The 13,118-nt window shown below is 66.6% G+C and carries 12 protein-coding genes; 8 read left to right on the top strand and 4 right to left on the bottom strand.

What is annotated here, in order from left to right:
- Positions 1-116 precede the first annotated feature (116 nt).
- The 3 genes from leuA to BMY35_RS03015 all read left to right on the top strand — a co-directional run bounded on the left by leuA (position 117) and on the right by BMY35_RS03015 (position 4,748).
- Positions 117-1,820, top strand: a complete 1,704-nt coding sequence (gene leuA / locus BMY35_RS03025; protein WP_093195495.1) for a 2-isopropylmalate synthase — start codon at positions 117-119, stop codon at positions 1,818-1,820.
- Positions 1,821-1,878: 58 nt separating this feature from the next.
- On the top strand, positions 1,879-3,417 hold the full coding sequence (locus BMY35_RS03020; protein WP_093195494.1) for a 2-isopropylmalate synthase: 1,539 nt from the start codon (positions 1,879-1,881) through the stop codon (positions 3,415-3,417).
- 116 nt (positions 3,418-3,533) lie between these two features.
- Entirely contained in the window at positions 3,534-4,748 is a 1,215-nt protein-coding gene (locus tag BMY35_RS03015) for a serine hydrolase (RefSeq protein WP_093195493.1), read from the top strand.
- Positions 4,749-4,830: 82 nt separating this feature from the next.
- On the opposite strand, the gene BMY35_RS03010 is transcribed toward BMY35_RS03015, so the two are convergent.
- The 3 genes from BMY35_RS03010 to aat are packed head-to-tail and all read right to left on the bottom strand — an operon-like array spanning position 4,831 to position 7,280.
- Complete coding sequence (locus tag BMY35_RS03010; protein ID WP_093195492.1) at positions 4,831-5,664, bottom strand: IclR family transcriptional regulator; 834 nt, start codon at positions 5,662-5,664, stop codon at positions 4,831-4,833.
- Positions 5,665-5,694: 30 nt separating this feature from the next.
- Positions 5,695-6,528, bottom strand: a complete 834-nt coding sequence (locus BMY35_RS03005; RefSeq protein WP_093195491.1) for an arginyltransferase — start codon at positions 6,526-6,528, stop codon at positions 5,695-5,697.
- Positions 6,525-7,280, bottom strand: coding sequence for a leucyl/phenylalanyl-tRNA--protein transferase (gene aat, locus BMY35_RS03000; RefSeq protein WP_093195616.1), 756 nt, complete (start codon positions 7,278-7,280; stop codon positions 6,525-6,527). Before aat ends, BMY35_RS03005 begins: the two co-directional genes overlap by 4 nt.
- Positions 7,281-7,483: 203 nt before the next feature.
- Between aat and BMY35_RS02995 the strand changes: the two genes are divergently transcribed.
- From BMY35_RS02995 to BMY35_RS02975, 5 genes are read left to right on the top strand one after another with little or no spacing between them, the layout of a single operon-like run.
- Positions 7,484-9,814, top strand: a complete 2,331-nt coding sequence (locus tag BMY35_RS02995) for a xanthine dehydrogenase family protein molybdopterin-binding subunit (protein ID WP_093195490.1) — start codon at positions 7,484-7,486, stop codon at positions 9,812-9,814.
- 34 nt (positions 9,815-9,848) lie between these two features.
- Positions 9,849-10,763, top strand: a complete 915-nt coding sequence (locus BMY35_RS02990; RefSeq protein WP_093195489.1) for a helix-turn-helix domain-containing protein — start codon at positions 9,849-9,851, stop codon at positions 10,761-10,763.
- Positions 10,742-11,101 carry a VOC family protein gene (locus BMY35_RS02985; RefSeq protein WP_093195488.1) on the top strand — a complete coding sequence of 120 codons (360 nt, stop codon included), beginning with the start codon at positions 10,742-10,744 and terminating at the stop codon, positions 11,099-11,101. The genes BMY35_RS02990 and BMY35_RS02985 overlap by 22 nt, the downstream gene beginning before the upstream one ends.
- A gap of 13 nt (positions 11,102-11,114) precedes the next feature.
- A complete protein-coding gene (locus BMY35_RS02980) occupies positions 11,115-11,516 on the top strand; it encodes an SRPBCC family protein (protein ID WP_093195487.1) in 402 nt (133 codons plus the stop codon).
- Positions 11,513-11,914, top strand: coding sequence for a nuclear transport factor 2 family protein (locus BMY35_RS02975; protein WP_093195486.1), 402 nt, complete (start codon positions 11,513-11,515; stop codon positions 11,912-11,914). Before BMY35_RS02980 ends, BMY35_RS02975 begins: the two co-directional genes overlap by 4 nt.
- 12 nt (positions 11,915-11,926) lie before the next feature.
- Here the strand turns inward: BMY35_RS02975 and pobA are convergent, their stop codons facing one another.
- Positions 11,927-13,108 carry a 4-hydroxybenzoate 3-monooxygenase gene (pobA, locus tag BMY35_RS02970; RefSeq protein WP_093195485.1) on the bottom strand — a complete coding sequence of 394 codons (1,182 nt, stop codon included), beginning with the start codon at positions 13,106-13,108 and terminating at the stop codon, positions 11,927-11,929.
- Between the last annotated feature and the right edge of the window lie 10 nt (positions 13,109-13,118).

Below are 13,118 nucleotides of genomic sequence, written 5' to 3'. Positions count from 1 at the left end.
CGGGCGGAGACGGTAGCGCACGCGCAAATCCCTCACCACGGCCCGTTCGCACCAGCAACGGGCCGTTTGTCTTTTGGGGTTGCTGGTCGATTACCAACCATCGAAGAGAAATCGACATGCTCAAGCAACCTCAAAGCAAATACCGCGCATTCGCCCCGATCGGCCTCAAGGACCGTACCTGGCCCGATGCCGTGCTGACCAAGGCGCCGATCTGGCTGTCGACCGACCTGCGCGATGGCAACCAGGCGCTGGTGGAGCCCATGGACATCGCACGCAAGATGCGCATGTTCGAAACCCTCGTGGCCATCGGCTTCAAGGAAATCGAAGTCGGCTTTCCCTCGGCATCGCAGATCGAGTTCGACTTCGTGCGCAAGCTCATCGAGGAAGACCGCATTCCCGATGACGTGACGATCCAGGTGCTGACGCAGGCCCGCGACCACCTCATCGCTCGCACATTCGAGTCGCTGCAGGGTGCTCCGCGCGCGATCGTGCATCTCTACAACGCGGTGGCTCCCGTCATGCGCCGCGTGGTGCTCGGCATGGACGAGGACCAGATCGTCGAACTCGCGAGCAGCCATGCCCGCATGTTCAACGAGTTCGCCGCCAAGCAGCCGAACACGCAGTGGACTTTCCAGTACTCGCCCGAAATGTTCTCGGGCACGGACGTGCACTTCTCCAAGCGCGTGGTCGATGCGGTGACCGAAGTGTGGGCACCGACGCCCCAGCGCAAGTGCATCGTCAACCTGCCCACGACGGTCGAGCATTCCACCCCGAACATCTTCGCCGACATGATCGAGTGGATGCACCGCAACCTGGCGCGTCGCGACTCCATCGTGCTTTGCGTGCACCCGCACAATGACCGCGGCACCGGCACGGCGGCAGGCGAGCTGGCCTTGATGGCTGGCGCCGAGCGTATCGAAGGCTGCCTCTTCGGCAACGGTGAGCGCACCGGCAACCTCGACCTCGTGAACGTCGCGCTCAACCTCTACACCCAGGGCGTCTCGCCGGAGCTCGACTTCTCGAACATCGACGAGATCCGCGCGACGGTCGAACATTGCAACCAGATTCCGGTGCACCCGCGCCACCCGTACGTGGGCGATCTCGTCTACACCTCGTTCTCCGGCTCGCACCAGGACGCGATCAAGAAAGCCTTTGCCGCACGCAAGGAAGGCGACATCTGGGAGATTCCGTACCTCCCCATCGATCCGAAGGACGTGGGCCGCAGCTACGAAGCCGTGATCCGCGTGAACAGCCAGTCCGGCAAGGGCGGCATGGCCTATCTGCTCGAGAGCGAGTACGGCATCGAGATGCCGCGCCGCCTGCAGATGGAATTCATGCAGTCCGTGCAGCGCGTGATGGACGTCGCCGGCAAGGAACTCACCGCGGCCGACCTCTGGCAGCTGTTCGTTCGCGAATATGGCATCGAGACGGCGCAATCCCTGCAGAACCGCGTGATCGAGGAGGGCGGCGAAGGCGCCAACGCCTCGGTGGTGCTGCGTGGCGATCTGCCCTGGGACGGCGAGGTCCATGCCATCGAAGGCCGCGGAAACGGCCCGATCGACGCCTTCACCCAGGCGCTGAGCAAGGCCACCGGCCACACCGTGCGCGTGATGGACTACCACCAGCACGCCATCGGCGCCGGCGCCGACGCGAAGGCGGTCGCCTACCTGGAACTGCGCGTGGACGACAGCCAGACGCTGTTCGGCGTGGGCATCGATGCCAATGTGATCACGGCGTCGCTGAAAGCGATTGTTTCTGGCGTGCAGCGTGCGCGGACCCGGGGCGCACACGGGGCACAATCGGCGGTTGCAGTCGCCTGACTCTGCTGCGCCGGCCCTTGGTCGGGTGCGCGTGGGTGACGCACAACGGAGACCCACGATGACCGACCAACTCATTATTTTCGACACCACCTTGCGCGACGGCGAGCAATCGCCGGGCGCCTCGATGACGCGCGACGAGAAGCTGCGCATTGCCAAGCTGCTGGAGCGGCTGAAGGTCGATGTCATCGAGGCCGGTTTTCCCGCCAGCTCGAACGGCGACTTCGAGGCGGTGAAGGCAATCGCGAACGCGATCAAGGACTCGACAGTGTGCGGCCTCTCGCGCGCCAACGACCGCGACATCGGACGCGCGGCCGAAGCCCTCAAGGGCGCGGCCCGCGGACGGATCCACACCTTCATCGCCACCTCGCCGCTTCACATGGAAAAGAAGCTGCGCATGTCGCCCGACGAGGTTCATGAGCAAGCCAGGCTGGCCGTGCGCTTCGCGCGCAACCAGATCGGCGACGTGGAGTTCAGCCCCGAAGACGGCTACCGCAGCGACCCGGATTTCCTGTGCCGGGTGCTCGAGACCGTCATCAACGAGGGTGCCACCACCATCAACGTGCCCGACACCGTCGGCTACGCCATTCCCGAGCTCTACGGCAACTTCATCAAGATGCTGCGCGAGCGCATTCCCAACAGCGACAAGGCGATCTGGTCGGTGCATTGCCACAACGACCTCGGCATGGCTGTGGCCAACTCGCTGGCCGGCGTGAAGATCGGCGGCGCGCGCCAGGTGGAGTGCACCATCAACGGCCTGGGCGAGCGCGCGGGCAACTGCTCGCTCGAAGAGGTCGTCATGGCGGTAAAGACCCGCAAGGACTACTTCGGGCTCGACCTGCGCATCGACACCCAGCACATCGTGGCCGCGAGCCGCATGGTCAGCCAGACCACCGGCTTCGTGGTGCAGCCCAACAAGGCGGTGGTGGGGGCCAACGCATTCGCGCACGCCTCCGGCATCCACCAGGACGGCGTGCTCAAGGCTCGCGACACCTACGAGATCATGCGGGCGGAAGACGTGGGCTGGACGGCCAACAAGATCGTGCTGGGCAAGCTCAGCGGCCGAAACGCCTTCAAGCAGCGCCTGCAGGAGCTGGGCGTGGCCATGGACAGCGAGGGCGAAATCAATGCAGCCTTCCTGCGCTTCAAGGAGCTGGCCGACCGCAAGTCCGAGATTTTCGACGAGGACATCCTCGCGCTCGTCAGCGCGGAGGAGGTGTCGCACGTTGGTGAGCAGTTTGCTTTCGTCTCTCTCTCCCAGCACAGCGAAACCGGCGAGCGCCCCCAGGCGAAGGTCGTTTTCACCGTCCAGGGCAAGGAAGTCACCGGCGAATCCGACGGGAATGGCCCGGTTGATGCCTCCCTGAAGGCGATCGAGTCGCACGTCAAGAGCGGCGCCGAGATGGTTCTTTACTCTGTAAACGCCATCAGCGGCTCGACGGAAAGCCAGGGAGAAGTTACAGTCCGGTTACAAAACGCAGGGCGGGTGGTCAACGGTGTCGGGGCGGATCCGGACATCGTTGTCGCTTCGGCTAAGGCTTATTTGAGTGCGCTCAACAAGTTACAGAGCCAAGCTGAGAGAGTGGCGGCACAAGGTTAGGTTTTCGGGCGATCCTTGATATTCGAATGAAGAAGAGGATGCAAGTAACTGATATTGCGTGTCTTTTTTGATTTCGATACACTGCGGTCCTCGTTTCTGCCGCTGGAGATTTATTAATGCCTGAAGCCCGCCTACGCCGAGTTTCCAGCCAGCGGTTCCTGCCCGCTTTCAAAGCCCTCGCCGTCGCGCTCTGCGCCACGGCGTTTTTGCTGCCTGGCGCCCAGGCCGCCAAGAAGGAAAAGCCCGCCGCTGCCAAGACCGCCGTCGCCGCCAAGAAGGCGAAGGGGCCCGTGCCGGTGGAAGTCAAGCACAACGCCGCGTCGTCCAAGACGGCTCGCGGCGCTGTTCCGGTCGTCGTCGCCAAGCGCGGCGAACGCGCCGAGAAGGTGGTTCGTGGCGGCCGCAACGTCGTTGCCACCATCCACAAGAAGAACGGCAAGACCGTGGTGGCCGTACAGCGCCGCTCGGTGGTTCGCGTCGCCGAAGTGCCCCCGCGCCAATCCTTCGGCCAGATGGCCGGCCTGCATGGAACCGAAGACGCGCTCGACCTGAAGTCGAGCGTCGCGCTGGTCATCGACCAGGATACCCACGAAGTCCTGTTCAGCAAGAACGACCACGCCGTGCTGCCGATCGCATCGCTCACCAAGCTGATGACCGGCCTGCTCATCAGCGAGGCTCATCTGCCGAACGACGAGCTCATCACCATCACCCAGGACGACGTCGATACCGAGAAGCGCAGCAGCTCGCGCCTGACGGTCGGCACCACGCTCTCGCGCGGCGAACTGCTGCACCTGGCTCTGATGTCTAGCGAAAACCGCGCCGCGCACGCGCTGGGTCGCACCTACCCGGGCGGCCTTACGACCTTCGTGAGCATCATGAACGCCAAGGCCAAGATGCTCGGCATGAAGGACACGCGCTACGTGGAGCCCACCGGCCTGTCGAGCCGCAACCAGTCGAGCGCGCAAGACCTGGCGCTGCTGGTCAATGCCGCCTACGCCGATGCCACCGTGCGTTCGCTGTCCACCTCGCCTGAATACCAGGTCGAAGTCGGCAACCGTGTGCTGCAGTTCAACACCACCAACCGCCTCGTGAAGAGCCCCGATTGGGAAATCGGCGTGCAGAAGACCGGCTACATCTCCGAAGCCGGCCAGTGCCTCGTGATGCAGGCGCGCGTGGCCGGCCGCAAGCTGATCATGGTGTTCCTGGATTCGGCCGGCAAGTTCAGCCGTATCGCGGATGCCGAGCGGGTTCGCCGCTGGGTGGAGGCCACTCACGCAGCCGGCTCTCCGGCAGCCTCGTCGCGCAATACCGCGTATCAGATCGCTGGCTGATCGACGTCACACTCACCGGCAGCCCCAACGAAAACAGGCCCTCCAGAGGGCCTGTTTGCTTTTGTGGGGTGTTTCCGGTGTGTCAGGCGCCAGTCGACGGGAGGCTGCTGCTTGCGGAGGGAGACGGCGCGGCGGCCATGCCTTCCTTGAATCCCAACGCGCCTGAGATCTCGTTGGCGGTGGCCTGCAGCTTGGGCAGCCAGCCTTCGTCCAGCCGATCGGCCGGGGCGGAGATCGACAAGCCCGCCACCAGCTTGCCCTGGTCGTCGTAGATGCCGGCGGCCATGCAGCGCACACCCAGCTCCAGTTCTTCGTTGTCGCGGGCAATGCCGTACTGGCGCGCCTTCGACAGTTCCCGCTCCAGTGCGGGCAGCTGCGTGATGCTGTTGCGCGTGTGGCCGGCAAGGCCGGTGCGCGTGGCGTAGCTGCGCACCCGTTGCGGGTCATCCGCGGCCAGGAACAGCTTGCCGGTCGATGTGAGGTGCAGGGCGGCGCGGCCACCGATGGCGCGCACCACCTGCATGCCCGAGCGTTCGCTGTAGGAGCGCTCGATGTACACGATCTCGTCGCCCTGGCGCATGCTGAGGTTGACGGGCTGCTGCGTCAGCTTGTGCAGCTCGCGCATCGGACCCAGGGCCGCGTCGCGCACGTTGAGCCGGCCCTTGACCAGGTTGCCCAGCTCCAGCAGGCGCATGCCAAGGCGGTAGCTGCCGGCCTCGGGGCGGTCGACGAAGCGGCCGACGGCCAGGTCGTTGAGGATGCGGTGCGTGGTCGACGGGTGGAGCCCCGTCTTTTCGCTGATCTCCTTCAGCGAAATGGCGTCCTCGCGCGATGCCAGGACGTCGATCAGCGCGAACATGCGCTCGATCACCTGGATCACGGGAACGGCGGGAATGTCGGATTGGTTTTTTCTCATGGCGCTTGGCGGTGATGACCGAGCGCCATTTTACCTTGTGAAATCGCCTGGCGCCTGCCAGCGGCCATCCAACAACACTTCGTGAGGGGAAAAACGCGCCTTGTAGTTCATCTTCGGGCTGTGCTCGATCCAGTACCCGAGGTAGACATGCGGCAGCCCCAGCTTGCGGGCCTGCTCGATCTGCCAGAGCACGCTGTAGGTGCCGTAGCCGGTGGATGAGGCCCCCACGCTCGGCACTGCGTGCTCTCGCTGCCCCTCCAGGGGGGCGTCCGCTTGCTTGGGGCGGCCCGGCGCTACGCGGGTGTCGGGCTCGTAGAAGGTGTAGACGGCCGAGATGCCGTCGTTGAGCACGTCGAGGATCGACACCATCCGCAGCGCGCCCGCGCTGCCGTCGGGCAGCGTTTCGCGGAACTCCACCAGCCGAGAGTTGACGCGGCTCTGCAGCAGGAACTGGGTGTACTGGTCGATGCTGTCGTGATCCATGCCGCCGCCGGCATGGCGGCCGTTCTGGTAGCGCAGGTAGAGCTGATAGTGCTCCGGCATGAAGCACAGCTTGAGCACGCGCGCTTGCAGGTCGGCATGCTGCTTCAGCGCGCGGCGCTGGCTGCGGTTGGGCCGGAAGTCGTTGGCCAGCACGCGCAGCGGAATGCAGGCACGGCAACCGTCGCAATAGGGCCGGTAGGTGAACATCCCGCTGCGCCGGAAGCCGCTGAGCACCAGGTCGGAGTAGGCGTCGTTGTGGATCAGGTGGCTGGGCGTGGCCACTTGCGAGCGGGCCTGCCGGTCCGGCAGGTAGCTGCAGGGGTAGGGCGCAGTTGCGTAGAACTGCAGCGTGTGAAGCGGAAGATCCTTGAGGTGCGTCACGTCGGGGAAGGAGATCGCGCGGAAAGGAGTTCGGACCAGTATACGGGGTCGAAACGCCACCGTGGGCCCTCTTGCTGGCGTGCCCCGGCGACGTGGGAGACGAAGCGCTTGCGGGCCATTTCGCGGGCGCCGAGGCTGGCGAGGTGGGCCGTGTTCTGCTGGCAGTCGATCATCTGCACCCCGTAGTGGCGGCAGAGCGACACCAGCGCGGCCAAGGCAATCTTCGACGCGTCCGGCCGGCGGGTGAACATCGACTCGCCGAACACCGCGCGGCCCAGCCCGACGCAGTAGAGGCCGCCCGCCAGTTCGCCGTCGATCCACGTCTCCACGCTGTGGGCGTGGCCGGCGCGGTGCAAATCCGTATAGGCCTTCACCATGTCCGGCACGATCCAGGTGCCCGACTGGCCCACCCGCGGCGAGCTCGAGCAGGCCGTGATGACCGCCGCGAAGTCATGGTCGATGCGCACCTCGCATCCGGGCGTTTCGATGAAGCGCAGGAGGGTCTTGCGAAGCGAGCGGTGCAGCTTGAAGTCGGCCGTCCGCAGCACCATGCGCGGGTCCGGGCTCCACCAGAGGATGGGCTGGTCTTCGCTGAACCAGGGGAAGACGCAGTTGCCATAGGCCTGCATCAAAGTATCGACGTCGAGCGCGCCACCCGCGGCCAGCAGGCCGGGCACCGGGTCGGCCACGCCCCAGGCCGAGGCGGGGTCGGGCAGGGCGTCTCCGGGTTCGAGCCAAGGCAGTTGTCGCATGGGCATAGGTATACACGGCTTCGCAAATTCCGATCCAGTGGGCGAAAATCGCGTGCCGCCGACACCGCCAAAAGGGTTCGGCCGACATTCCACGGCGCCACAAAACCAGCCGGAAACCCTATAGTGCACAGCTTGTTTTCGCGCACCCACGACAGATCAGGCAGGCCCGAGCACACGCCGGGGATCAGCATAAGAGGACCACGTTGACCACTGAACCCAATCCCACTCGCTTCGGCAGCGGCCAGGCGGTGCGCCGTCTGGAAGACGAAAGCCTCCTGTCCGGCGCCGGACGCTACACCGACGACGTCACGCTCCCCGAACAGGCTCATCTCGTCTTCCTCCGATCCTCGTACCCGCACGCGCGAATCCTCTCCATCGACACCAGCGCCGCCGCCGCCATGCCCGGCGTGCTGCGCGTGATCACCGGCGCCGAAATGGCCGAAGCCGGCGTCAAGCCCTTGCCGGGCGCGGCCGGCTTCAAGCGCGCGGACGGCAGCGACAGCGCCAGCCCTCCGCGCCATGCCATTGCCCACGAGCGCACGCGCTTCGTCGGCGAAGTGGTGGCCGCGGTCGTGGCCGACACGGTGCAGCAGGCGCGCGATGCCGCCGAAGCCATCATGGTCGACTACGAAGACCTGCCCATGGTGGTCGACCTCGCGAGCGCCACCGCCGACGGGGCGCCGCTGCTGTGCGAGGAAGCCACGGGCAACATCGCCGCCGAGATGCGCCACGGCAGCAGCGAGGCCGCCACGGCCGCCTTCGCCAAGGCCAGCCACGTGGTCGCGCTCGACGTGAACAACCAGCGCGTGGTGGCGCTGACGATCGAGCCGCGCTCGGTGCTCGCCGCGCGCGACGCCGAAACCGGACGCCTCACGATCCGCATGAGCACGCAGATGCCCTCCGGTGTGCGCGATTCCATCTGCGCCGCCATCGGCCTGCCCAAGGAAAAGGTGCGCGTGGTGGTGGGCGACGTCGGCGGCGGCTTCGGCATGAAGACCGGCGCCTATCCCGAGGACATCGCCGTCGCCTTCGCGGCGCTGCAGGTGAACCGCCCTGTGAAGTGGGTGGCCGACCGCAGCGAGGAGTTTCTCTCCAGCGCGCACGGCCGAGACATCGAGGCGCGCGCCGAGATGGCGCTCGATGCCGACGGCAGGATCCTGGCCCTGCGCATCAAGACCCTGGCCAACGTCGGCGCCTACGCCACAGGCACCGGCGTCGCGATCCAGCTGCTGATCGGCCCCTGGGTGCAGACCAGCGTCTACGACATCCAGACCATCGACTTCCACTTCAAGGCGGTGCTCACCAATACCGCTCCCACCGGCGCCTACCGGGGCGCGGGGCGGCCGGAAGCCATCTTCACCATCGAGCGGCTCATGGACGAGGCTGCGCGCCAGACCGGCATCGACCGCATCGTGCTGCGCCGCCGCAACTTCATCCGTCCCGAGCAGATGCCGTACAAGAACCCGATGGCGCAGACCTACGACACCGGCAACTTCGAGTCGGTGATGGACCAGGCGCTCACGCTCGCCGACTGGCAGGGCTTCGAGACCCGCGCGGCCGAGTCGGCAGGCAAGGGCAAGCATCGGGGCCTCGGTATCGCCACCTTCCTCGAATGGACCGGCGGCAACGTGTTCGAGGAGCGCGTCACCGTCTCGGTGCAGGCCGACGGCGTGATCGAGGTTTTCTCGGCCGTCAACGCCATGGGGCAGGGCATCGCCACATCGCTGGCTCAGCTCGCGGTCGATGCCTTCGGCGTACCCATCGAGAAGGTGCGCGTGGTGCTCGGCGACACCGACCGCGGCGACGGCTTCGGCAGCGCCGGCTCGCGTTCGCTCTTCACCGGCGGCTCGGCCGTGCGCATCGGCGCCGAACGCACCATCGACAAGGCGCGCGAACTGGCCGCTCAGGAGTTCGAGGCTTCCATCGACGACATCGTCTACAGCCGCGGCGTCTTCAACGTGGCCGGCACCGACCTCGAGCTCGACCTCTTCACGCTCGCGGCGAAGCAGCCGGGGCGCGAGATCTTCGTCGACTCCACCAGCACCGTGGCCGGCCCGACCTGGCCCAACGGCTGCCACATCTGCGAGATCGAGATCGACCCGCCCACCGGCGAGATCAGCGTGGTGGCCTACAGCTCGGTCAACGACGTGGGCCGGGTCATCAACCCGATGATCGTGCGCGGCCAGCTCGAAGGCGGCGCGGTGCAGGGCATCGGCCAGGCGCTGTACGAGCAGGTGGTGTACGACCACGAGACCGGCCAGCCCGTCACCGGCAGCCTGATGGATTACGCCGCCCCGCGCGCCGACATCGTCGACACCATGTTCAACATGGAGATGGACGAGTCCACGCCGTGCAAGAACAACCCGCTGGGCGTGAAGGGCGTGGGCGAGCTCGGCACCATCGGCGCCACCCCGGCCATCGTGAATGCGGTGGCCGATGCCTTCGCGCGCAACGGCCTCGCCACGCGCGCGCCTCGCCTGCACATGCCGCTGAGCCCTGCGCGTGTCTGGCAGGCGATGCAAACCGTCGATTGAGCAATCGTTTTCGTGGGGCAGAAAGGCGTCGGCCATGCTTGTCACCAACGAAGTTCAGACCGACGCGATCCGTATCGCCAGCTACCGCTGCGACGTGGGGCCCGACGCGCAGCCTTTCACCGAGCTGCACGAAGGCTATTCGGTCTCGTACGTGCGCAAGGGCAGCTTCGGCTATCGCACGCGCGGCCGGGCCTACGAGCTGGTCGCCGGCTCGGTGCTGGTCGGCTGCCCGGGCGATGAATACGTCTGCACGCACGACCATCATGTCTGCGGCGACGAGTGCCTTGCCTTCCACCTGTCGCCGGGCTTCGTCGACCTGATCGGCGGCGACCGCAAGACCTGGCGCACCGGCGGCGTGCCGCCGCTGGCTGAGCTCGTGGTCATCGGCGAACTGGCGCAGGCCGCAGCCGACGGGCAGAGCGACGTCGGGCTGGACGAGCTGGGCATGTGGTTCGCGGGCCGCTTCGTCGAAGTCGTCTCCGGCCGGCCGAAGCCCCGGGCGCCGGCTTCGGCCGCCGCACGTGACCGCCGTCGCGCGGTCGACGCGGCGATGTGGATCGACGCCAATTCGCAGCACGACATCGGCCTCGACGGTGCGGCAGCCGAAGCAGGCCTGAGTTCCTTCCACTTCCTGCGGCTGTTCTCGCAGGTGCTGGGCGTCACGCCGCACCAGTACCTCGTGCGCTCGCGCCTGAGGCATGCCGCGCGCCTGCTAGCCGACGACGACGGCCGGTCGGTGACCGAGGTCGCGCTCGACGTGGGCTTTGCCGATCTCAGCAACTTCGTGCGCACCTTCCATCGCGCGGCCGGCGTGTCGCCGGGCGGCTTCCGCAAGGCGGCCCAGGGCGACCGCAAGATTTTCCAAGAACGCATTGCCGCGCTCTTCGATGATGAGCTCCTGACCAATCCATCGAGCAGGAAGCCATCATGTACGACCACATCGGACTGAAAGTCAAAGATCTCGCCGCGAGCCGCCGCTTCTACGAAGCCGCGCTCGCGCCGCTCGGCCATGTGCCGGGCCCGCACGACGACAGCTACGCCGGCATCGGCCCGGCCGACGAGCCGGCGCTGTGGCTCTACGCCGCCAAGGGCACGAAAGGGCCGGGCACGCACATCGCATTCCGCGCGCCGAATCACGAAGCAGTGGCCGCCTTCCACAAGGCCGGCCTGAAGGCAGGCGGCACCGACAACGGCGGCGCGGGCCCGAGGCCGGACTACAGCCCGACCTATTACGCGGCATTCCTGATCGACCCCGACGGCAACAACGTCGAGGCGGTCTGCCCCTGAAGCGAGGCTCGCCATGGCCACTGTCTACAAGGAATTCATCGTCGAGGCGGATGCCGCCCAGGTGTGGGACGCGCTGCGCGACTTCGGCGCGGTGCACACGCGGCTCGCGCCGGGTTTCCTCACCGCCTGCACCATCGATGCCGAGGGCGCCCGCATCCTCACCTTCGCCAACGGGCTCGTGGCGCGCGAGGTGCTGGTCGGCATCGACGATGCCCATCGACGGCTGGCCTACACCGTCACCGGCGGACAGGCCGCGCACCACCACGCAACGGCGCAGGTGTTCGATGAGGGCGAAGGCCGTTCGCGCTTCGTCTGGATCACCGACGTGCTGCCCGACGCCATGGCGGCCTACGTCGGGCCGATGATGGAGCAGGGCGGCATTGCCATGAAGAAGGCGCTGGAGCAGCACGCATGAGCAGCAAGGCCCCGGACGACATCCGTGCCGTGATCCGGGGCTACGCCGACGCCTGGGTTGCCAACGACGTGCAGCGCATCGTCGACAGCTACCACGACGAGGTCGTCTTCCACTACTTCGGACGCAATCCGCTCGCCGGCACGCATCGCGGCAAGGCGGCGTGTCTTGCCGTGCTCAAGAAGGTGAAGGAGCGAACGAATCGCCGGCTTGTCTCGATCCGAGACGTGCTGGCGGGCGAGCACTACGGCCTGATCGTCGCGGTCGAGCAATTCGAGTTCCAGGGCCGTGCAGTCGAACTGGAGCGGCAGCTGCGCTACACCGTGAAGGACGGCAAGCTCGCGGAGTGCTGGATCTACGACGAAGACCAGCGCTTTGTCGACGAGGTGCTGGGCGGCTGAGACGCCGCCGGCTCAGAAGTCTTCCAGCGGCAGCCCGACGTAGTTCTCCGCCAGCGCGGTGGAGGCAGCGGTCGAATGCACCAGGTAGTCGAGCTCGGCTTCCTGGATCTTCTGGCCGAAGGCGCCCGTTTCCGGAAAGCGGTGCATCAGCGAGGTGAACCACCACGAGAAGCGCTCGGCCTTCCAGACGCGGCGCAGGCACAGGTCGGAGTAGCGGTCGAGCGCCGAGGCCGACTTCTCCGCATAGAAGATCTCGAAGGCGCGCGAGAGATAGCCCACGTCGGCGGTGGCGAGGTTCAGGCCCTTGGCACCGGTCGGCGGCACGATGTGGGCTGCGTCGCCCGCCAGGAACAGGGAGCCGAAGCGCATCGGCTCGGCGACGAAGCTGCGCAGCGGCGCGATGCTCTTCTCGAGCGAAGGCCCGGTCACCAGCCGCTCGCGCGCCTCGGGGTCGAGGCGGGCGCGAAGCTCGTTCCAGAAGGCCTCGTCGCTCCAGTTCTCCACGCGCTCCTCGGTCGGCACCTGCACGTAGTAGCGGCTGCGCGTGGCGCTGCGCATGCTGCACAGCGCGAAGCCGCGTTCGGTGTTGGCGTAGATCAGTTCATGCGACACCGGCGGCACGTCGGCCAGCACGCCGAGCCAGCCGAAGGGATAGATCTTCTCGTAGGTCTGGATCGCATCGGCCGGCACGCTCGCGCGGCTCACGCCGTGGTAGCCATCGCAGCCGGCGATGAAGTCGCATTCGATCTCGTGCGTCTGGCCGTCCTTCTCGTAGCGCACGCGCGGCTTGCTGGACTGGAAGTCGTGCAGGCTCACGTTCGCCGCGCTGTAGATGGTGGCGAGGCCTTCGGCCGCGCGGGCTTCCATCAGGTCTCGCGTCACTTCGGTCTGACCGTACACCGTCACTTGCTTGCCGCCCGTGAGGCCGTGCATGTCGATGCGGTGGCGAGCGCCCTTGAAGAGCAGCTCGATGCCTTCGTGCGGCAGGCCCTCGGCCTTGGCGCGGGCGTCGACGCCGGCACGGGCCAGCAGGTCCATCGTGACCTGCTCCAGCACGCCGGCGCGGATGCGGCCGAGCACGTAGTCGCCGCTCTGGCGTTCGACGATGACGTTGTCGATGCCTGCCTTGTACAGAAGCTGCCCGAGCAGCAGGCCGGCGGGGCCGGCTCCGATGATGGCGACCTGGGTGCGCATGTTCGTGTCT

The sequence above is a fragment of the Variovorax sp. YR750 genome, assembly GCF_900109805.1.
Taxonomy (GTDB): Bacteria; Pseudomonadota; Gammaproteobacteria; order Burkholderiales; family Burkholderiaceae_C; genus Variovorax; species Variovorax gossypii.
The sequence above is the reverse complement of the archived record's forward strand: the minus strand, read 5'-3'. Positions and strand labels throughout refer to the sequence as shown.

Bases quoted from the DNA above. Each gene is read 5' to 3' on its own strand.
- leuA (WP_093195495.1), top strand. From the start codon at position 117: ATGCTCAAGCAACCTCAAAGCAAATACCGCGCATTCGCCCCGATCGGC.
- BMY35_RS03020 (WP_093195494.1), top strand. From the start codon at position 1,879: ATGACCGACCAACTCATTATTTTCGACACCACCTTGCGCGACGGCGAG.
- BMY35_RS03015 (WP_093195493.1), top strand. From the start codon at position 3,534: ATGCCTGAAGCCCGCCTACGCCGAGTTTCCAGCCAGCGGTTCCTGCCC.
- BMY35_RS03010 (WP_093195492.1), bottom strand. From the start codon at position 5,664: ATGAGAAAAAACCAATCCGACATTCCCGCCGTTCCCGTGATCCAGGTG.
- aat (WP_093195616.1), bottom strand. From the start codon at position 7,280: ATGCGACAACTGCCTTGGCTCGAACCCGGAGACGCCCTGCCCGACCCC.
- BMY35_RS02990 (WP_093195489.1), top strand. From the start codon at position 9,849: ATGCTTGTCACCAACGAAGTTCAGACCGACGCGATCCGTATCGCCAGC.
- BMY35_RS02985 (WP_093195488.1), top strand. From the start codon at position 10,742: ATGTACGACCACATCGGACTGAAAGTCAAAGATCTCGCCGCGAGCCGC.
- BMY35_RS02980 (WP_093195487.1), top strand. From the start codon at position 11,115: ATGGCCACTGTCTACAAGGAATTCATCGTCGAGGCGGATGCCGCCCAG.
- BMY35_RS02975 (WP_093195486.1), top strand. From the start codon at position 11,513: ATGAGCAGCAAGGCCCCGGACGACATCCGTGCCGTGATCCGGGGCTAC.
- pobA (WP_093195485.1), bottom strand. From the start codon at position 13,108: ATGCGCACCCAGGTCGCCATCATCGGAGCCGGCCCCGCCGGCCTGCTG.